This is a genomic window from Mesorhizobium sp. NBSH29 (assembly GCF_015500055.1).
In the GTDB taxonomy this organism is placed as follows: domain Bacteria; phylum Pseudomonadota; class Alphaproteobacteria; order Rhizobiales; family Rhizobiaceae; genus Neomesorhizobium.
Genome location: NZ_CP045492.1, coordinates 902685 through 922590 on the forward strand (window position 1 = coordinate 902685; position 19906 = coordinate 922590).

Annotated in this window: 22 protein-coding genes; 9 read left to right on the top strand and 13 right to left on the bottom strand. The window is 55.4% G+C overall.

The annotated features are described in order from the left end of the window. Positions 1-34: 34 nt before the first annotated feature. The 7 genes from GA830_RS04420 to hemE form a co-directional block, all read right to left on the bottom strand. Positions 35-832, bottom strand: coding sequence for a ParA family protein (locus tag GA830_RS04420; protein WP_195163896.1), 798 nt, complete (start codon positions 830-832; stop codon positions 35-37). A gap of 29 nt (positions 833-861) precedes the next feature. Further along, complete coding sequence (gene rsmG, locus GA830_RS04425; protein WP_195163897.1) at positions 862-1503, bottom strand: 16S rRNA (guanine(527)-N(7))-methyltransferase RsmG; 642 nt, start codon at positions 1501-1503, stop codon at positions 862-864. After that, complete coding sequence (gene mnmG, locus GA830_RS04430) at positions 1500-3368, bottom strand: tRNA uridine-5-carboxymethylaminomethyl(34) synthesis enzyme MnmG (RefSeq protein ID WP_195163898.1); 1869 nt, start codon at positions 3366-3368, stop codon at positions 1500-1502. Before mnmG ends, rsmG begins: the two co-directional genes overlap by 4 nt. Before the next feature lie 111 nt (positions 3369-3479). Beyond that, positions 3480-4805, bottom strand: coding sequence for a tRNA uridine-5-carboxymethylaminomethyl(34) synthesis GTPase MnmE (gene mnmE / locus GA830_RS04435; RefSeq protein WP_195163899.1), 1326 nt, complete (start codon positions 4803-4805; stop codon positions 3480-3482). Positions 4806-5115: 310 nt separating this feature from the next. Then, positions 5116-6381 carry a transcription termination factor Rho gene (gene rho, locus GA830_RS04440; protein ID WP_195164762.1) on the bottom strand — a complete coding sequence of 422 codons (1266 nt, stop codon included), beginning with the start codon at positions 6379-6381 and terminating at the stop codon, positions 5116-5118. Between the two features lie 162 nt (positions 6382-6543). Then, the gene (hemJ, locus tag GA830_RS04445; RefSeq protein ID WP_195163900.1) at positions 6544-6975 is read right to left on the bottom strand and encodes a protoporphyrinogen oxidase HemJ; all 432 of its coding nucleotides are present in this window, start codon (positions 6973-6975) and stop codon (positions 6544-6546) included. Beyond that, positions 6975-8006 (bottom strand): uroporphyrinogen decarboxylase, encoded by a 1032-nt coding sequence (gene hemE / locus GA830_RS04450; RefSeq protein ID WP_195163901.1) that lies wholly within the window; start codon positions 8004-8006, stop codon positions 6975-6977. Before hemE ends, hemJ begins: the two co-directional genes overlap by 1 nt. Positions 8007-8408: 402 nt before the next feature. On the opposite strand from hemE, the gene GA830_RS04455 reads away from it, so the two are divergent. Genes GA830_RS04455 through dnaQ form a run of 5 tightly spaced genes read left to right on the top strand, consistent with a single transcriptional unit; the run spans position 8409 to position 12054 of the window. Beyond that, positions 8409-9230 (top strand): pyruvate, water dikinase regulatory protein, encoded by an 822-nt coding sequence (locus tag GA830_RS04455; RefSeq protein ID WP_195163902.1) that lies wholly within the window; start codon positions 8409-8411, stop codon positions 9228-9230. Positions 9231-9259: 29 nt separating this feature from the next. Then, positions 9260-9865, top strand: a complete 606-nt coding sequence (locus GA830_RS04460; RefSeq protein ID WP_374939290.1) for a Maf-like protein — start codon at positions 9260-9262, stop codon at positions 9863-9865. Next, a complete protein-coding gene (locus GA830_RS04465; RefSeq protein ID WP_195163903.1) occupies positions 9858-10703 on the top strand; it encodes a shikimate dehydrogenase in 846 nt (281 codons plus the stop codon). The genes GA830_RS04460 and GA830_RS04465 overlap by 8 nt, the downstream gene beginning before the upstream one ends. Next, the gene (coaE, locus tag GA830_RS04470) at positions 10700-11305 is read left to right on the top strand and encodes a dephospho-CoA kinase (RefSeq protein ID WP_195163904.1); all 606 of its coding nucleotides are present in this window, start codon (positions 10700-10702) and stop codon (positions 11303-11305) included. Before GA830_RS04465 ends, coaE begins: the two co-directional genes overlap by 4 nt. 44 nt (positions 11306-11349) lie before the next feature. Continuing rightward, entirely contained in the window at positions 11350-12054 is a 705-nt protein-coding gene (gene dnaQ, locus GA830_RS04475) for a DNA polymerase III subunit epsilon (RefSeq protein ID WP_195163905.1), read from the top strand. Positions 12055-12113: 59 nt separating this feature from the next. On the opposite strand, the gene secB is transcribed toward dnaQ, so the two are convergent. Then, entirely contained in the window at positions 12114-12617 is a 504-nt protein-coding gene (gene secB, locus GA830_RS04480; protein ID WP_195163906.1) for a protein-export chaperone SecB, read from the bottom strand. Positions 12618-12715: 98 nt separating this feature from the next. Further along, positions 12716-13216, bottom strand: coding sequence for an FxsA family protein (locus GA830_RS04485; protein WP_195163907.1), 501 nt, complete (start codon positions 13214-13216; stop codon positions 12716-12718). Positions 13217-13411: 195 nt separating this feature from the next. On the opposite strand from GA830_RS04485, the gene GA830_RS04490 reads away from it, so the two are divergent. The 4 genes from GA830_RS04490 to GA830_RS04505 are packed head-to-tail and all read left to right on the top strand — an operon-like array spanning position 13412 to position 16173. Then, a complete protein-coding gene (locus GA830_RS04490) occupies positions 13412-14122 on the top strand; it encodes a Tim44/TimA family putative adaptor protein (RefSeq protein ID WP_195164764.1) in 711 nt (236 codons plus the stop codon). Positions 14123-14145: 23 nt separating this feature from the next. Continuing rightward, positions 14146-15246 carry a murein transglycosylase A gene (gene mltA, locus GA830_RS04495; protein WP_195163908.1) on the top strand — a complete coding sequence of 367 codons (1101 nt, stop codon included), beginning with the start codon at positions 14146-14148 and terminating at the stop codon, positions 15244-15246. After that, a complete protein-coding gene (locus GA830_RS04500) occupies positions 15243-15776 on the top strand; it encodes a Smr/MutS family protein (protein ID WP_195163909.1) in 534 nt (177 codons plus the stop codon). Before mltA ends, GA830_RS04500 begins: the two co-directional genes overlap by 4 nt. Before the next feature lie 28 nt (positions 15777-15804). Next, positions 15805-16173 carry a helix-turn-helix domain-containing protein gene (locus GA830_RS04505; RefSeq protein WP_195163910.1) on the top strand — a complete coding sequence of 123 codons (369 nt, stop codon included), beginning with the start codon at positions 15805-15807 and terminating at the stop codon, positions 16171-16173. A 20-nt stretch (positions 16174-16193) separates the two neighbouring features. On the opposite strand, the gene GA830_RS04510 is transcribed toward GA830_RS04505, so the two are convergent. The 4 genes from GA830_RS04510 to hslV all read right to left on the bottom strand — a co-directional run bounded on the left by GA830_RS04510 (position 16194) and on the right by hslV (position 19775). Further along, positions 16194-17153, bottom strand: coding sequence for a DUF1402 family protein (locus tag GA830_RS04510; protein ID WP_195163911.1), 960 nt, complete (start codon positions 17151-17153; stop codon positions 16194-16196). A 95-nt stretch (positions 17154-17248) separates the two neighbouring features. Then, positions 17249-18562: an ATP-dependent protease ATPase subunit HslU gene (gene hslU / locus GA830_RS04515; RefSeq protein ID WP_195163912.1), complete on the bottom strand. Its 1314-nt coding sequence runs from the start codon at positions 18560-18562 to the stop codon at positions 17249-17251. After that, entirely contained in the window at positions 18559-19146 is a 588-nt protein-coding gene (locus GA830_RS04520; protein ID WP_195163913.1) for a DUF2585 domain-containing protein, read from the bottom strand. Before GA830_RS04520 ends, hslU begins: the two co-directional genes overlap by 4 nt. Before the next feature lie 80 nt (positions 19147-19226). Further along, a complete protein-coding gene (gene hslV, locus GA830_RS04525; protein WP_195163914.1) occupies positions 19227-19775 on the bottom strand; it encodes an ATP-dependent protease subunit HslV in 549 nt (182 codons plus the stop codon). Positions 19776-19906 lie beyond the last annotated feature (131 nt).

Below are 19906 nucleotides of genomic sequence, written 5' to 3' on the forward strand. Positions count from 1 at the left end.
TTCAGCCCAAATCATTACGGTATCGAATCAAGTTTTAAGCGGCTTGCAGCCGCCGTTCGCGGCGAATGACTTCAGATGCAAGCTGGAGGTAGGCCTGACTCCCTGCACAAGCCAGATCATACAAAATTGCGGGCTTTCCATATGACGGCGCTTCTGAAACGCGGACATTACGTGGGATGACAGTCTCGTACACTTTGTCACCCATATGCGCGCGTACATCCTGAACCACTTGATTTGCGAGATTATTGCGTTTGTCGAACATCGTCAAAACTATACCTTGAATGATAAGGTTTGGATTGATGGTCCGGCGCACCTGCTCTACCGTTTCCAACAACTGGCTCAATCCTTCCAGCGCGAAAAATTCACACTGCAGTGGAACGAGAACAGAATCAGCTGCAGCCATTGAGTTTAGGGTCAGCAGATTGAGCGAAGGTGGGCAGTCAATAAGAACGTAGGAAAATCCGGTTTCGCTCTCAGAGTTCTTTGCCAAGGCATTGCGCAACCTGAGCACTCGATCCGGCGCGGCCGAAATTTCCATTTCAATACCGAGCAGGTCGAGGGTAGATGGCACAATAGACAGGCCTGGCACGGCAGTGGGGACTGCAGCGTCAGAAATGCCGAGCTGTCCGGTCAACACATCGTAGGATGATACCTTACGATCCTGCCTGTCTATGCCCAATCCGGTGCTGGCATTGCCCTGCGGGTCAAGATCGACGATCAAAACGCGCTCACCAATCGCAGCGAGCGCAGTTGCGAGGTTAATTGCTGTTGTTGTCTTTCCGACGCCGCCCTTTTGGTTGGCTACTGTTATGATCCGTGGGCTTTGCTTCATATCTGCCTGCTAGCGCAGTTGCGCTTGAATTACGGCCCGTAACGGGGCTTTAATCTGGATATTTCCAGAATAGCGCCGTCGGGGTCAACGATACTGACATGTTCTACCAGATGGAATTCCCACCGGTGAATGCTTTCTTCAATTTCTGAACGATAATCCCGGCCTTTGTGAAAAAGAGCCTTTGCTTCGCCCTGCAGCCAAGGTTCTGCCAGCGCGAGAAGCGGTGAGAGTGGTGCTAGCGCCCGCGCGGTGACTATCTGTGGTGCAGTGACGACGCTGTGACTCTCCTCTATCCGGCGAGCGTGCACGCGCGCTGGCGCCCTGAGTTCACCAAGGACACTCTGCAGGAATGCAGCCTTTTTGCGGTTGCTCTCTACCAGATCGATGTGGGCACCTGGCCTATCGGCAAGCAGAACCGCAAGCACAGCGCCTGGAAAACCACCACCTGATCCCAGATCCACCCAACTGAGGGCTTCAGGCGCGAGGCTGAGCAATTGAGCGCTGTCCAGAATATGGCGCGACCACAGATGGGGTATTGTGGACGACGACACCAGATTTACGCGCTTGGCCCAGTGCAAAAAACGCGTCTCAAATACCAATAACTTTTCAAATGTTTCACGTGAAACCGGACCAGCGGCCGCCGTCAATCTCTCGAAGTTCAGTTCACTCACGCCGCACCGCGCTGTTGGCTCGTTTCAAAATGGCGAACGCGCGCCACAATCAACGCCAGCGCGGCTGGCGTCATGCCTTCAATGCGTTGCGCATCAGCGATCGAACGTGGCACCTGCAGGCGCAGCTTCTGTTTGATTTCATTGGATAGACCCGGGACGTCCGCGAAATTAATATTCTTAGGGATCAGTCTAGCCTCTTCACGGCGCATCTGCGCAACGTCGTTGCCCTGCCTTTCTAAATAAACAGCATAGCGGGCATCTGTTTCCAACGCTTCTCTCGTCTTTTTGTCAAACTGGTTGAGGATAGGCCAGAGCTCAGATAGGCGACTGACATCGATATCTGGATAAGACAATAGATCAAAAGCCGTTCGGCGCGCCCCATCCTTTCGAACGTCAATCCCCGCCCTAGCAGCCTGATCCGGGGTCGCCGACAATTTATTCACAATCTCGCGCGCCGCTTTTAATGCAGCAGAAGCGTCTTCAAATCGACGCGTTCGCTCCAATGAAGCTATTCCAAGCGACATTGCCAGAGGCGTTAGCCGCGCATCAGCATTGTCCGCGCGCAGCGATAGCCTGAACTCGGCGCGCGAGGTAAACATACGGTAGGGTTCACTCACCCCCCGCGTCACAAGATCATCCACCATCACGCCGATATACGCTTCGCTGCGGCCAATCACGATTCCGTCATTCCCTCCCGCACGCCGCGCCGCATTAATCCCTGCAACTATACCCTGTGCGGCCGCTTCCTCATACCCGGTCGTTCCATTGATTTGGCCAGCTAGAAACAAACCGGATACTTTTCGAGTTTCCAATGTTGCAAACAGTTCGCGCGGATCAACGTAATCATATTCGATCGCATAGCCTGGTTGCAGCATTGTAGCGCGTTCCAGACCGGGGATCGTTTTCAGCAATGCAATCTGCACGTCCTCAGGCAATGACGTTGAAATGCCATTTGGATAAACGGTGTCATCGTCCAATCCCTCTGGCTCGAGGAAAATCTGATGGCCCTCCCGGTCCCCGAACTTAACGATCTTATCTTCAATTGAGGGGCAGTAGCGTGGCCCAACTCCGTCAATCGATCCCGAATACATTGCGGAGCGACCTAGATTTTCGCGGATTAAGCAGTGCGTGGCAGGTGTTGTCCGCGTAATCCCACACTCTATCTGCTGGTTTTTGATCATATCTGTCATGGCAGAGAATGGAATGGGCTCGTCATCAGCAGCCTGCATTTCGAGCGAGCTCCATTCGATTGTCAGCCCGTCTAGTCTCGGAGGTGTGCCAGTCTTGAGACGCGCGAGCGTGAACCCAATTCTGCGCATCGCATGCGAAAGATCGATGGAGGCCTTCTCATTTAGCCGCCCCGCCTGGATCTTCCGTTCTCCAATATGGATGAGTCCACCCAAAAACGTCCCCGTCGTGAGGACAATGGTACGGCACCGAATCGATGTTCCGTCTTGTAACGTTAACCCGACAACAGAGCCTCCTACTATTATGAAGTCAACAGCCTCACCTTCGACAATGGTGAGACCAGCTTGGTCCAAGATCGCTTGATACATCGCGCGCCTGTAAAGCTTCCGGTCAGCTTGTGTCCTTGGACCTCGAACGGCTGGTCCTTTCCGGCGGTTCAACATCCGAAATTGAATTCCGGCAGCATCTGCTACCCGTCCCATCAATCCGTCCATAGCGTCGATCTCACGCACCAAGTGGCCCTTTCCGAGACCACCGATTGCTGGATTGCATGACATTGTACCAATTGTTTCATGGCTAAGGGTTAGGAGCGCCGTCCTCGCACCGGCGCGTCCTGCAGCTGCCGCAGCCTCACAGCCGGCGTGACCCCCACCTATTACCACAACATCAAAGTCCATAATTAGTCGTCCCGTTGAAAGCGGCGAAAAATTGCGAATATGCTCTTATCGTAAGAGCCGAGCGCCTCGGGTTTCACGTGAAACACCCATGGTTCGGATGTTTCACGTGAATCATTTTCCCACACAAAACGATGAGAAGATTGCATCCAACAGGTCTTCAACATCAATGGAACCAACAATCCGCCCCAATGACAAGCTCGCACCTCGAAGGTCCTCCGCACGCAACTCTAAGGGGATATCGCCCGATGAGTATGAATCTTCAAGAAGTGAAGCGGTAATGCTCAGCAGCTCAACATGCCTCATTCGCGATGGCAAGATATCGCCTAAGGCCCCGATGGCCGAAACTGCTCGCACTTCAATCTCGGCCAGAAGCTTTTCAATTCCGTGACCACTTATCGAAGAAACGTTAAAGTCGACGCTATCCAGTTTGTGTGTGCCAACATCAGATTTCGAACCCACCACGATCCCTGGGGCTGTGTCGTATAATATCGGCGCGTCAACCACGTCAAGATTTCGGAGTTCGATCACAAGGTCTGCCGCCACGGCAGCGGCGCGCGCGCGTTCAATGCCGATCTGTTCCACCCTGTTGGTCGCGTCACGTATACCTGCGGTATCAACAAGTGTTACTTTAACGCCGGATAGATCAAGCGAAACCTCAACAAGGTCACGTGTTGTGCCGGCTTCCTCCGATACAATCGCAACATCGCGACGTGCCAGCGCATTGAGGAGGCTGGATTTGCCGGCATTGGGGGCTCCTACGATGACTACTTTGAATCCCTCACGCACAATTTCTGCTCGCCGATAGCCAGCAATGTGGTGCCTGATCTCTACAGCCAACGCCTCTATATCCGCGAAGGCGGAACCCGATATTGAGCCAGGGACGTCTTCCTGGTCAGAAAAGTCCAATTCGGCCTCAATCAGAGCGCGAGCTGCTATGACTCTTGACCTCCAACCTTCATAAAGCGTCTTCTGAGCTCCTGATGCATTTGATATTGCAAATCGCCTTTGAGCCTCGGTGTCCGCATCCACAAGATCGGCCAAACCCTCAGACGCAGTAAGGTCAACCTTCCCGTTCAGAAATGCGCGCCGCGTGAACTCGCCCGCCTCTGCCTGCCTGAAACCAACTATATTTCCGAGCGCCGCGAGGCAGGCAGCAACGACAGCTCGACCTCCATGGACATGAATTTCAGCGCAGTCCTCACCGGTAAAGCTGAAAGGACCACGAAAAAACACTGCAAGGCCGCGGTCGATTGGCAAACCAGCCGTGTCAGATATCAAGGCCACCTTCATCTTGCGGGGTTCAGGCACTCCTCCGATCAAGGCAACCATGGCATCGCGGGTATGAGAACCTGAAAGTCGGATAACAGCAACCCCTGAGGGGAGCCGTCCACTCGACAGGGCGAAGATTGAGTCACTGAATATGGTCTGTTCTGGCATGGCACTATCGATCTAATTGGGGCGATACGAATTCAGTCGCGCTATCACGACGCACAAACCCAAGCAGCTTCGGCAGACGTTTTCGACGGCTCGGCCAAAAAACTTGGACCCAGCGTCGTCATGCAAGCACAATCACCTATAATAATACAATTGTACCGGAGGCGAATCGATAAGCGAGATAGTATCGCATCCAATGTGCGCGCCGAATGCGTCGTCGAACCGCTAATATAAACTGCAGTTCACCAGAACTTTCCATATCTATCAGTTATATCCGGCGCGATATAGAAACGCGCCAGACAAGGACAGAAGATCAGGTGTTCATCGAATCGAAGAAGTCCGTGTTGGCCTTCGTTTGCTTGAGCTTGTCGATAAGGAACTCAATAGCATCGGTTGTGCCCATAGGTGCTAGAATACGACGCAGAACGAAAATCTTCTGCAAATCCTGACGTGCGATAAGAAGGTCTTCCTTGCGCGTGCCAGACTTCAGAATATCCATCGACGGGAAAATACGCTTGTCTGCCACCTTGCGGTCAAGAACGATTTCAGAGTTACCGGTGCCCTTAAACTCTTCAAAAATCACTTCATCCATACGGCTTCCTGTATCAATCAGCGCGGTCGCGATGATAGTCAGTGAACCACCTTCCTCTATATTACGAGCGGCACCGAAGAAGCGTTTCGGTCGCTGCAGCGCATTTGCATCGACACCACCGGTCAACACCTTGCCTGATGACGGTACAACCGTATTGTAGGCACGACCAAGCCGCGTGATCGAATCAAGCAGGATGACGACGTCGCGCCCATGCTCAACCAGCCGCTTGGCCTTCTCGATGACCATCTCGGCGACCTGCACATGACGTGTTGCCGGCTCATCAAAGGTCGAGGAAACGACTTCGCCCTTCACCGACCGCTGCATGTCGGTGACTTCTTCCGGACGTTCGTCGATCAGTAGAACAATCAGGTAGCACTCAGGGTGATTCGAGGTGATCGAATGCGCGATGTTTTGCAACAGCACGGTCTTACCGGTGCGTGGCGGCGCTACGATCAGGCCGCGTTGGCCCTTACCAAGCGGCGCAACCAGATCAATCACACGGGCTGATAGATCCTTGGTGGTGGGGTTTTCAACTTCCATACGCAGTCGCTCATCGGGGTAGAGCGGCGTCAGATTGTCGAAGTGGATCTTGTGGCGGATTTTCTCCGGATCTTCAAAGTTGATCGTATTGACTTTGAGGAGCGCAAAATAGCGCTCTCCTTCTTTAGGACCTCGGATCGGCCCCTCGACTGTATCGCCGGTTTTTAACGAGAAGCGCCTAATTTGGGATGGCGAGATATAAATGTCATCCGGACCTGGCAAGTAGTTGGCATTCGCAGAGCGAAGGAAACCAAAGCCGTCCTGCAGCACTTCCACGACGCCTTCGCCAATGATCTCAACATCCTGTGCAGCCAACTGCTTTAGAATCGCGAACATCAGTTCCTGCTTGCGCAGCACGCTGGCGTTCTCAACCTCAAGCGTTTCGGCATAAGCGATGAGCTCTGGCGGTTTTTTGCTCTTGAGCTCTTGGAGTTTCATTTCCTGCATCTTGGCGGACTCTGAATTTAAATTGAAAAGGAATTTGGGAAAGCGAAATGCGCCGGAAGCGACCGAGGGAGGAATACGGGGTCGGGGCGAAGTTGATGGTCTTTTATCGACGTCGCTCACAAAGAGCAAGGCGGCATTTGCAGCACGAAGAGGCCGACAGGATCAGAACGGTTTCACAACTACCAGAACGACGATCACAACCATTAACAAAGTGGGTACTTCGTTGACGAACCGCCAGTGCCGCGCAGATTTTCCATTCCTGTCCTCAGCAAATGCGCGAACTGCAGCAGACAGATATCCGTGCACCGCCGACATCATCAGTACCAGTGCAATCTTGGCATGAAGCCATGCCCCGCTAAACCCAAAGCCCTTCCATGCGAGCCACAGACCAAACACCCAAGTGACAAACATCGCGGGATTGATAATTGCACGCAGAAGACGTCGTTCCATCACCTTGAACGTCTCAGATTGCGCAGATCCGGGTTCGGCATCGGTGTGATACACAAAAAGGCGGGGTAGATAAAGCATGCCCGCCATCCATGAGATCACAGCAATGACGTGGATCGCCTTGGCCCACGGATAAAAATTCTCCATCAACGCCGCGCTCCACGGATTTGCTGCAGCATCGACTCGACATGGACAATTGGCGCCTGCGGCGTGATGCCATGCCCGAGATTGAAGACCAGCGGTCCATCCCCCAACCCATCAAGAATGCGCCCCACGCCCTCCTCAAGAGCTCTCCCGCCGACAACGAGGCGCAGTGGATCAAGGTTGCCCTGCACCGCCCCACCAGCCTGCAGGCGCTGCGCCTGATGCATCGGGACGGTCCAGTCCAGTCCCAGAGCGTCCACACCGGTCAGACCCCGATATGTCTCATAACGGCAGCCCGCCCCCTTTGGGAAACCGATGATTGGCACGTCCGGAAACCGTGCTCTCACGCACCGGACTATCCGCGCCATCGGTTGAACGCAAAACGTTTCAAAGCACGCTTCGTCAAGAACCCCTGACCAACTGTCAAAGACCTGTACTACATCGGCTCCCGCCTCGATCTGGCGAATGAGATATTCCCCCGACAGATCCGCCAACAAATTGAGCAGTTCAGCAAATTGCACAGGGTGCTGATACGCAAACAGCCGAGCCGGCGCCTGGTCAGGTGTGCCGTGTCCCGCGATCATATAGGTTGCCACAGTCCATGGTGCGCCACAGAAGCCGATCAGCGTAGTTTCCGGCGGCAACTCCTGGCGAAGCCTCCTGACAGTCTCATAGACCGGAGAAAGATTCACGTGAAACGTTTCACGGTCCAGACGCTCCACCTCCCAAGGTTCTATCGGAGTCATCAGCGGACCACGTCCCTCCTCGAAGCGGAGGTCTCGGCCAAGTGCGTGGGGCACAACGAGGATATCGGAGAACACAATGGAAGCGTCAAAACCAAACCGGCGGATTGGTTGCAGGGTCACCTCGACAGCCAAGTCCGGATTATAGCAAACATCCAGGAAACTTCCCGCGCTCTTACGCGTTTCACGATACTCGGGGAGATACCGACCAGCCTGGCGCATCAACCACACAGGCGGAGGAAACACCGTTTCACCTTTGAGTACGTCGACCACTATCCGTTTCAAAGCCATTCGTGCCTCAGTCCCATCAGCCCGCTTCTTAAATAAAGAATCTATCTAAAAGGATATTCTGATTCTTAGACTCTGTTGGTAACGGGGATTATGAGTTTCGCACAATTCCACGCTCGACCCGATCCTGCCAAATGACGCAGACAGAAGGTCGGACAACTTGTGAAGTTCGGGGATAACGTCAATTTTCTCAGCCGAGTCAACGTGTTCAAGCAATGGCATTCGCAGCCCGATAGATGTGAAATTCTGCATAAATGAGGCACACAGCGTTGTCATCCACAGCGCTTGGCTCTTTCGCACAGAACCACGAATTGTGGACAAACTGCCATCTGATACAATCTTGCGGGACCGCCTCTGCCGCTTCGCCCACTTATCCACACTCCGCCGGCCATGGAGGCCTTTCCTGTGAACAAACCGCAGAGCTTTTTCCACCTGCACCTCATTTCAGATGCCACCGGGGAAACACTCCTGGCCGCCGGACGCGCCGCAGCCGCGCAATACAAGGACGCGCGCGCCATCGAGCACATCTACCCCTTGATCCGCACCGAAAAGCAGCTGACCAAGGTTTTTGACGACATCGATGCGGAACCCGGAATCGTTCTCTATACAGTTGTCGATGAAAAGCTTGCCAAGCGTATCGACGAAAAATGCTTATCCATGGGCCTCCCCTGCGTGTCGGTACTGGAACCGGTGATTGCCGTCTTCCAGTCCTATCTCGGAACACCAGCTGGCCGCCGCGTCGGCGCACAGCATGTTCTTGATGCAGATTATTTTCGCCGCATCGACGCACTAAACTTCACCATGGAGCATGACGACGGCCAGCTGCCTGCTGATCTCGAGGAAGCCGACATTATCCTCATCGGCATCTCGCGTACCTCGAAGACACCGACCAGCATCTACCTGGCTAACCGTGGCATCAAGACAGCCAACATCCCGATCGTGTTGGGTGTTCCCATGCCCGAAAGTCTTGGCACAGCGCAAAAGCCTTTGATCGTCGGCCTGATTGCATCGGCAGAGCGAATCTCGCATGTGCGCGAGAACCGCGTTCTTGGAGCGTCGCCAGGGTATGATGCTGATACCTACATCAGCCGGGCTACCATCGCCGCTGAGCTTGCCTATGCCCGCCAGATCTGTACTCGCCACAATTGGCCGATGATCGATGTCAGCCGCCGCTCCATCGAGGAGACTGCCGCCGCAATCGTTGCCCTGCGTAGCAAGACACGCTAGCAACCGGCTGCCAGAGTGGAAGAGCAATCATGAGCATAGCCCAAAAGATCATTCTCGCCTCAGGAAGTCCGTTCCGAAAAAAGCTTCTCATGGATGCGGGCATCGTTGTCAGTTCTGTCCCCGCCTCGCTTGACGAACGTGCACTCGAGGCCCCGTTGGCCGGCAGCGGTGCAACTCCAGCTGACATTGCGCAGGTGCTGGCAGAGGCGAAGGCATTGGATGTCAGCGCGAAAAATCCGGGCGCGCTGGTTATCGGATGCGATCAGACCTTATCGTTGCACGATGAAGTCTTTCACAAACCGGCAGACATGGAGGCGGCCCGCCGCCATTTGCTCACACTTTCTGGCAAGACCCATCAACTGAACAGCGCTGTGGTGCTTGCCAAAAATGGCGAGACGCTCTGGCGTCATGTCGGGATAGCGCGCCTTACCATGCGCTCCCTTGAACCGGGTTTTGTCGGGCGGCACCTGGCGCAAGTGGGCGAGACGGCGCTCACCAGCGTCGGCGCTTATCAGATCGAGGGTCCTGGCATCCAGTTGTTCGAAAGCATCGACGGCGACACGTTTACCATCATGGGCCTGCCGCTCCTCCCTCTGCTCGCTGAGTTGCGAAGAATGGATGCCATCGATGGATAAGTTATCTCCGATCAAAGCGTTTGTATGCGGCCACCCCATCGCCCATTCGCGCTCGCCTCTTATCCATGGCACCTGGCTCACTGAACTTGGCATCGCTGGCAGCTATGAGGCCATCGATGTTTCCCCCGAAGACTTCCCAAATTTCGCCGCTGGTCTCCAGCAGGCAGGCTTTGCTGGAGGAAACGTTACGATCCCACACAAGGAAGCTGCGTTTGCAGCTGCTGCTGTCCGCACCGAGGCAGCGGAACTCATCGGTGCCGTCAACACACTCTGGTTTGACGAAGGCCGCCTGTGCGGTGACAATACTGATGCCTATGGATTTGCTGCCAACCTCGATGCTTCGGCGCCGGGATGGGCGACGGGAAGCTGCGCCGTTGTCCTTGGGGCCGGTGGGGCCGCACGCGCTGTTATCGTTGCGCTCCAACAGCGAGGCTTCAACGACATACGCATCGTCAACCGTACGGTTGCGCGGGCCCAAGAGCTTGCAGACCACTTCGGCATCGGTGCCAATGCGTATGGCTGGAATGCTCTTTCTGAGTTGCTGACCGACGCTGATCTGCTGGTCAACACAACCGCTCTCGGGATGAAGGGACAGGAGACCATTGCGTTCGATCTTTCCTCCATGCGCTCCGCGGCCATCGTCACCGACATCGTTTATGTGCCGTTAACAACCCCACTACTCGCCGAAGCAATGGGGTGTGGGCTTAGAACTGTAGACGGACTAGGCATGCTACTGCACCAGGCAGTGCCCGGATTCGAACGCTGGTTCGGCAAACGGCCGGATGTGACAGGGTCATTGCGGAACCGAATCGTTTCAGACTTGGAGCAAATGCCGTGATTGTGGTGGGACTCACAGGTTCCATCGGTATGGGTAAATCAACCACCGCCGACATGTTTCGTGAAGCAGGTATTCCAGTCCATGATTCCGATGCCGCGGTTCATCGGCTCTACGCCGGTAGCGCAGCGCCACTGATCGAGGCGGCGTTTCCCGGCACGACGGTGGATAATGTGGTCGATCGTACAAAGCTCGCTGCCTCGGTGCTCGGAAAACCACAAGCGCTCAAGACCTTGGAGAAAATAGTCCATCCTCTCGTCCGCGCCGACGCCGATGCATTCCTGGCTGAGCAGCGCGCGTTTTCCGCCCCGCTCGCGGTTCTTGATATACCACTTCTGTTCGAGACAGGAGGTCAGGACAGGGTGGATGTAGTTGTCGTGGTCACTGCACCGGAAGAAGTCCAACAGCGCCGCGTTCTTGCACGTGAAGGAATGACGGAAGACAAATTTTTAAAAATTCGTGCCAGGCAGCTGGCAGATGCCGAAAAACGAAAGCTCGCCGACTATGTGATCGACACGAGCCAAGGTTTCGACGCCGCCCGCGCCGAAGTGCAAAAATTTATCGCCGCCGTGAAAGCAGGGCACAACCGGAAACGCCCGGTTTGAACCCTGCTCCGGCGCCGTTAGTGTCGGCCAGCGGGAGTGATTCGATGCGTGAGATCATCTTTGATACGGAAACTACTGGGCTAGATGCCCGGGACGACCGCATCATCGAGATTGGCGCCGTGGAGATGGTCAACCGTTTCCCCACCGGTCGCGTCTTCCATCACTACATCAATCCGCAGGGACGCAGCGTCCACGTCGAGGCATTGGCAGTGCACGGAATTTCCGATGTCCAACTCGTCGGCAAGCCAGTTTTTGGTGACATCGCCAACGAATTTCTCGAATTCATCGATGGCGCCAAGCTGATCGCCCACAATGCAAGCTTCGATATGGCGTTCATCAACGCCGAACTCGGACGAATCGGACAATTGAACGTGGAGCCCGGTCGGGTCATCGACACATTGACGTTGGCGCGCCGAAAACATCCGATGGGTCCAAATTCGCTGGATGCGCTCTGCCGCCGTTACGGCATCGATAACAGCCGCCGCACCAAACACGGCGCGCTACTTGATTCCGAGCTTCTCGCAGAGGTCTATATTGAACTCATTGGGGGCAAACAGGCAGCCCTTGGTCTGGAAGTCGTTGTCAATGAAACTCCAGGCCTTGTGCAGATTGAAGGCATTGCCTTCGTCGCGGAAAGACGACCACGTGAGCTGTCGCCCCGTATGACTGAAAATGAGCGCGCTGCGCATGCAGCCATGGTTAGTGCCATTGGCGAAGCCGCCCTGTGGAATCGCTTCGGCGCCGGCTGATCAGCAAAAAGCCCGGCTCATTGGCCGGGCTTTGTGAATGCAGTATGGCGTTGAAGATTTCAGCTCACCTGAACCTTGTTCTTTGCCTGGTCCTCAGCGATCTTCTGCTGGAACATCTGCGCAAAATCGATCGGATCCAGCATCAGAGGCGGGAAGCCGCCATTCCGGGTTGCCTCAGCGATGATCTGGCGCGCAAACGGGAAGAGCAGCCGAGGGCATTCGATAAATAGAACCGGCAACATGTGTTCCTGCGGGAATCCGTCAATACGGAACACGCCACCATAAACCAGCTCTACATTGAACAGCACATCCTTCTCATGGGAGGCCTTGGCGCTTAGTGTCAGGTTGACGTCGAACTCCTTGTCGGAAAGCGGGTTCGCATTCACATTCACATTGATGCTGATGGCCGGTGCAGTTTCGCGACCGCGCAACGAGTTGGGCGCGCCAGGGCTCTCGAACGAGAGATCCTTCACATATTGCACCAGGACATTAAGCGAAGCCTGCGTACCGTTTCCATTTCCGTTCGTAGCCGCGCCAGTAGGGGCTTTTTCTTTGGTGGCCATTGACCGCGAAATCCTTTTCTTGCCGTTTCCGGCGCTTAAAAATCGCGGCTTGGCTAGCATGGCGCGCGAACGGTGACAAGTTTGTGCGAACTGAACGCCTAGCTATTGTCGTCCTCTAGCTTGCGCCACGGCGATGCCGGATCCTTGCCGTCTCGCTTTTTGAAGTACTCGTCCTGGTCGAGGTCAATGGTTTTGCCCCCGCGTGCGCGCCCTCCGTGGGTATCGGATCGCCTCGTAAACATGTCGACCATTGCCATCCTGCTTTTCAGGAAGGACCAAGCCGCATCACGCACATTTGGTATGAACAGGAGCAGCCCGAGAGCGTCAGTCACAAAGCCGGGTATGACCAAAAGAAAACCGGCAACCATAATCATTGCGCCATGCACGATTTCCCGGCCCGGATCACCTCCGGCCTCCAACTGGTATCGGATCTTGGCAAGAGCTCCGAAGCCCTGAATACGCAGCAGAACCGCGCCACCGATCCCTGTCAGAATCACCAATGCCACAGTCGGCAGCGCGCCTATATGTTGCCCGACGATAACAAAAACAGCGATCTCCAGAAGTGGTATCGCAAGGAATATCAGCACAGGTCTAAGCACGGGTCTCGATTCTCTGGTTGATTGCGCCCACCGGGTCGCTAGAAATGGATACCGTCTTAGATAGGCACCGATTACGTCAATTTGAATGATCGGTGTAGGCGTTCTATATGCATTATAGAATAATTGTGCGATGCGGAGGCTGTGGCAGCGAACCGTGGGCGGCGGGTGCTGGTTGGAGATAGTATGGCGGATACTATGGGATTTTTTGATTTCGGTACTATTTTCTTCGTCATCGCTGCGGTGGTGATATTTTTCCAGCTGCGCAATGTTCTGGGCAAACGAACCGGGCACGAGAGGCCACCGTTCGACCCCTATACCGCCGGTCGTAAGCGCGACAAGGATGCTCCTGCCACCGCCAATGAGAATGTCGTCTCTCTGCCACGCAAGCGCGCAGCAGGGGAGCCAGAGGAGGCGTTCAAGGCAATCGATGCCTTCGCCAAGCCGGGTAGCGAACTCAATAATGGGCTTCGCGCGATCCGCCAGACAGATGAAAGCTTTGAACCTAAGCCCTTCGTCGACGGTGCGAAGATGGCTTATGAAATGATTGTGATGGCTTACGCGGATGGTGACCGAAAAGCGCTCAAGAACCTCCTCTCGCGCGACGTCTATGATGGCTTTGTTGCCGCAATCGCTGAGCGCGAGCAGCGCGGCGAAAAAGTACAGTCCTCATTTGTCGGCATCAACAAGGCCGAAATTGTCTCGGCCGAGATAAAGGGCGGCGGCGAAGCACATGTCACTTTGCGCATTGTCAGCGAACTGATTTCCGTCACCCGCGACAAGGCTGGTGAGGTGGTCGATGGTGATGCCGAAGCGATTGCCGAGGTCAAGGATGTCTGGACATTTGCTCGCGACACACGGTCGCGCGATCCGAACTGGAAACTTGTCGCCACCGAGGCTGAAGACTAGCCCTTCCCGCGAAGGTATCGGCTGTGCCGCTCTCGCCCGCCTTTCAGCCTGCAACCTTTCACAGCCTGCCAGGCTGGGGGGAAGATGCACAGGAGGAAGCCTTCCCGGCCTTCCGGCTCTCAGCTTTCCGGGTCCTCGATAAGCCATATCGCACCGGCGGGCTCGGTATTGACTGCGCCTCTTTCGGTGAAGCCTATGCTGAAGCTCGCAATCTGCGCGAGCGCATCGACCGACGGGAGGCACGAGAATTCTTCGAGCGCCATTTTGTGCCTTGCAAGGTCGTGCCGGACAACCGCGATAGCGGCTTCGTCACCGGTTTTTACGAACCCATAGTGAAAGCTTCATCGGTCAAAACTCACCAGTTTCGCTGGCCAATTTATGGTCGACCAAGCGACCTTGTCGACGTTGATGACAGCAACCGACCGGCTGGAATGGACCCCTATCTCGCATTTGGCTGTCAAAGTGAAAACGGAATCGGAGAATATTTCGACCGCGCCGATATCGAGGACGGTGCGCTTGCGGGTCGCGGCCTTGAACTCGCCTGGTTAGAAGATCAGCTCGAGACGTTCCTTATCCACGTCCAGGGCGCTGCCAGGCTGGAAATGCCTGATGGTACCGTGCGGCGATTTACCTACGCGGCGAAGTCAGGCCAAAGATTCACTGGACCGGGTTCCCTATTAGTCCAAACTGGTAAAATTGACGGCAAAACGGCAACGATGGAAACTATTTTGGCTTGGTTTAGGGCCAATTCCAGCTCAATTGACAACACTTTGCGGCAAAATCGCTCTTTTATCTTCTTCCGCGAGCAGCCGGTGCAGGATGCCGGGCTCGGTCCTGTCGCCGCTGCCAAGGTTCCTCTTAGGCCTGGGCGTTCCATGGCCGTCGACCGGCTCGCTCACGTTTTTGGAACCCCCTTCTACATCCATGCTCCGACGCTAGAGGCTTTTGGCGGAAGCCATTTCTCGCGCCTCATGATCGCTCAGGACACAGGATCAGCCATTGTCGGCCACGCCAGAGGCGATTTATTTGCGGGATCTGGCCGCGAGGCGGGAGAAATCGCTGGAGTGGTACGCCACGACGCGGACTTCTATGCGCTCATCCCCCGACGTCTGGTCGATACATGACGATCGCAAAGAAGCTCACTGATGAGGACAGGGTACTCTGGGGCCGCATCGCTCGTTCTGCCAAACCGTTAAAAGGGCGAGTGGAAGAGCCGGATTGGACAGCTGAAACGGCTGACCACTCGGCTTTGGAAAGATTGCTCGCCGAGAAATCTCAGCCCACTCCGATGGAGGCCCCGAAAACTATCCAGCCCAGCAAGAATACAATCCACCCGTTTGATCCTCCAACAAAAACAAAGCTCTCCAAGGGTCGGCTGCCGATCGAGGGTCGCGTGGATCTGCATGGCATGACCCAGAGCGAGGCCCATGCCCTGCTTTATGCGTTCCTACATCGCGCATATGCAGAAGGCAGACGTCATGTCCTTGTTATCACAGGTAAAGGGGCGTCTTTCGGCAGCGAGGGTGTCTTGCGGCGCGCTGTGCCGCAATGGCTAGCTACTCCAGCCTTCCGCGTTATGGTGAGCAGCTATGCCGACGCAGCGCGCCACCATGGCGGCTTCGGCGCGATCTATGTGCGCTTGCGAAGGCACTGAGGAAATTTACCGACGAAGGGAATATCTGATGACGCCCCTCGGCATGAAGCTGCGTGAGTTGCGTGGCAAAAAAGGCGTGACGCAGAAAGAGATGGCCGAGGCAATCGGGGTCAGCGCCGCCTATCTGTCGGCGCTCGAAAATGGCCGCCGCGGTATCCCCACATGGGCATTGCTCCAGAAAATGATGGGGTATTTCAACATCATATGGGACGAGGCGGAAGAACTGGAACAGCTCGCCGGTGCATCCCACCCGCGCGTGGTTGTCGATACGTCCGGACTGTCACCACGCGCTACCGAGCTTGCCAACGTCCTTGCGCAAACCATATCCCAGCTAGACCCTCACGAGATCGAAACGCTGCTCACCCAGCTTCACGCCTGTCTGTCGCGTGGACGCTAATGTTCGCCACGGTCTGAAGTCTAGAAAAGCGCTTGCAGCTCCGGCATTTTCTCATTGACGAGCCAGCCATAATAATTCTCTTCCGGCAGCTTTGGCGCTTCACCAGCAGCCTGTCGCTTTGAATTCTCGGATTTCAGCGCATATGCCCGCTGTTCAGGATTTCCGACATTGTACAGCGTCGCCGTCACTCCTGGATTTCGGGAAATATCAAAGCCGGCGATGGACTTATAGGCTTCGATGGAAGTCTTCAGCGTTGCCGCGACATAGGCAAGCGTCAAATCGGGATCCATGATCGTCTCATAAACCCGTTGCGCATCGTCTGCATCAAGCTGTGGCAAGCCCGAAATCCGGCTCACTAGATCGCTCATCTGCAAGGCAGTCAAAGGGTTGAGTTGGCCAAGCCCAAACGTCTGCCCCGCATAAAGCGGCTGAAAAAAAATCGCGCTGAATCGGTTGTTTGGAAAATTCGCCCCATCCACGTTGTTTCCACGAAACGCCATATTCCACACGGCTTCGCGGCAACTCCAAAGGTCATAGCTGTCGCGCATGCCCTTGCATTTGGCAAATTGCGGCCGCGCCACGAAGTCGCCCACGCTTTCACCATTGTAAGCAAAAACAAGCTTGTTGCTGAGATACGCCGCCGCTTTAACGTAATAGGTCTGAAGCCGGTCATAGGCATCGACATTGTAGGTGTGCTCACCGACAATCGCGCCGACAATGTGCATCGGATCGATGCCATACAATGAGGCTGCCTGCTTGATTTTCGACCGCAGCTTGCCGTCATTTTTGATCAGCGCATAAATCTTGCGGTATTTGGCTTCATAGGTGGTGTTGTTGGCCTTGGTGCGGCGCGCCGATGCACCCGGAACCCCCGGCTGTTCTGCGTTGCGATTGCCGGGCGGTACCGGTGTGGCAGCGAAGGCTAGCGGAAAACAGCCCAGAAAGACCACCAGGGAAATTAAGTATAAAATACGTTTCATGCGCCCCGCCTGCTGTAGCAGGTCGCACCTATAGCAGGTCCAGCAAAAGTGCACAGCGCTTTTGCGCCGCTTCGACCAAGCCGAGAGAATGAAGCCTAGAGAATGAAACGCGACAGATCGGTATTCCTGGCCAGATCTCCGACATTCTTTTCGACATAAGCCGCGTCAATCTTGATTGCGGTCCCCCCGCGGTCGGGCGCATTGAACGAAATCTCGTCCAGTACACGTTCCATCACGGTCTGTAGGCGTCGCGCACCGATGTTTTCGACGCTGGCATTCAGGTCCACGGCGATTCCGGCGAGTGAATCAATTGCGTCGTCGGTGAACTCCAGTTCCACCCCTTCGGTCTTCATCAGGGCAATGTATTGCTTGATCAGGCTTGCCTCGGTTTCTGTCAGGATTCGAACAAAGTCATTTTTCTCGAGCGCCCTCAGTTCGACGCGGATCGGCAGGCGGCCCTGCAATTCAGGCAGCAGGTCGGAAGGCTTCGACACGTGAAACGCGCCTGAGGCGATAAACAGGATGTGGTCGGTCTTCACAGGACCATGCTTCGTCGCAACCGTGGTGCCCTCAACCAGCGGCAGCAGGTCGCGCTGCACCCCTTCACGCGAAACGCCCGCCCCCATACCGCCTTCGCGGTTGGCGATCTTGTCGATCTCGTCGAGAAACACGATGCCATCATTTTCGGTCACTTCGAGCGCCTGGCGCACGACCTCATCCTGATCGAGAAGCTTGTCGGATTCATCGCTGATCAACAGCTTGTAAGATTCCTTGACGGTGGTCTTGCGCGTCTTGGTCTGCTTGCCACCCATCGCTTTGGACAGCATGTCGTTGATATTGAGGACACCGATATTACCGCCTTGCATGCCGGGAATGTCGAACCCGGGCATCCCGCCGCCGCCGTTATCGGCGACCTCCACCTCAATTTCCTTGTCGTCGAGGTCGCCTTCCCGAAGTTTTTTGCGGAAAGAATCGCGCGTCGCTGGGCTGGCAGTTTTTCCAACGAGCGCTTCGAGCACCCGCTCCTCAGCATTGATGTGCGCACGCGCCGTCACGTCACCGCGCATCTTTTCGCGCACTAGCCCAATGGCCACTTCGACTAGATCGCGGATGATCTGCTCTACATCACGCCCAACATAACCCACTTCAGTAAACTTGGTCGCTTCCACCTTGATGAAGGGTGCGCCAGCAAGCTTGGCGAGTCGCCGCGAGATTTCGGTTTTGCCGACGCCGGTCGGTCCGATCATCAGGATGTTCTTGGGCATCACCTCCTCGCGCATCTGGCCATCAAGCTGCTGGCGGCGCCAGCGGTTGCGCAGGGCGATGGCAACGGCGCGCTTAGCGTCGTTCTGCCCGATGATGAAGCGGTCGAGCTCCGAGACGATCTCACGCGGTGAAAAAGAACTCATGTTGGCGTTAATCCACTTTGCCACTGCCGGATGGACTCAAACGGATGCAGCAGCATGATCACGTTGAGGGTCAGATTGTCCCGGATGAGAAGGCCGACACCGAACTCGAAACTCAGTGCCATCACCACAACAACCCATATAGGTAGCCATGCTGCCATCGCAAATCCCAGAACCATGGCGAGCGTGTCGGAAATGGAATTGACGATGCTGTCGCCGTAATAGTCGAGCGAAATGGTGCCTTCCCGGTAGCGGTTGATGATGAAATCGCTGTTTTCCAGAATTTCCCACCCACCCTCGATCAACAGCGCGGGAATCAACCGCAGCCAGGGCGATGCTTTGGGAAACACATACCAGGCGGCCGCATAGAACAGAAAGCCGTGGATGATGTGCGAGAACGTGTACCAGTCCGAAATGTGCTGGGAGTTCTCAGAGCTCATCACCACGCCGTGCCATAGCTTGACTGTGCCGCATTCGCATATCGGCAGCCGGCCCATGCCGTAAAGGATTGCGGCCTGAAGGACGATCAGTCCGACTGCAGCAGCCAGTCCGATTTTCCAGACGGCGAGCGTAGCGCCCTTACGCATCGGCGTCCTCGGCAAGCCAAGTTTCAATCACGGCAAGGTCGTCTTCTGTGAGGGGACGAAAATCATAGCGGTAAATCCGCTTAGCCGGCATCAATCGTCTCGATGACGAAGCTCTCATTGGTGTAGACGCAGATCTCGCTGGCAATTTTCATTGCCCGACGTGCGATCTCTTCGGCACCCTTGTCAGTGTCCATCAAGGCACGGGCCGCAGCGAGTGCATAATTACCACCAGAACCGATTGCCATCACGCCATGTTCTGGCTCTAGCACATCGCCATTGCCGGTGAGGGCTAGTGACACCGTTTTATCGGCAACCAGCATCATCGCTTCCAGCCGGCGCAGATAACGGTCCGTGCGCCAGTCTTTCGCAAGTTCCACGCAGGCGCGCGTCAATTGATCAGGATATTGCTCAAGCTTGGCTTCCAGCCGCTCTAAAAGGGTGAAAGCATCGGCGGTGGCGCCGGCAAACCCGGCAATCACATTGCCTTTTCCAAGGCGCCGCACCTTTTTGGCGTTGCCCTTCATGATCGTCTGGCCGAGGCTGACCTGCCCATCGCCGGCAATCACCACCTTGCCACCCTTGCGAACGGTCACAATGGTCGTGGCGTGCATGGTCAACTCATTTGACATGTCTGGCTCCGATATCGCGAAGTCCCGCCAAGGCAACCTCCCGCTACGAGTAAAGTTCGATCATATGTATGCATAGGCGATGAGTTTGCAAACCATGAGCAATGCCCTCACGATCAGCAACTGGAATTCGC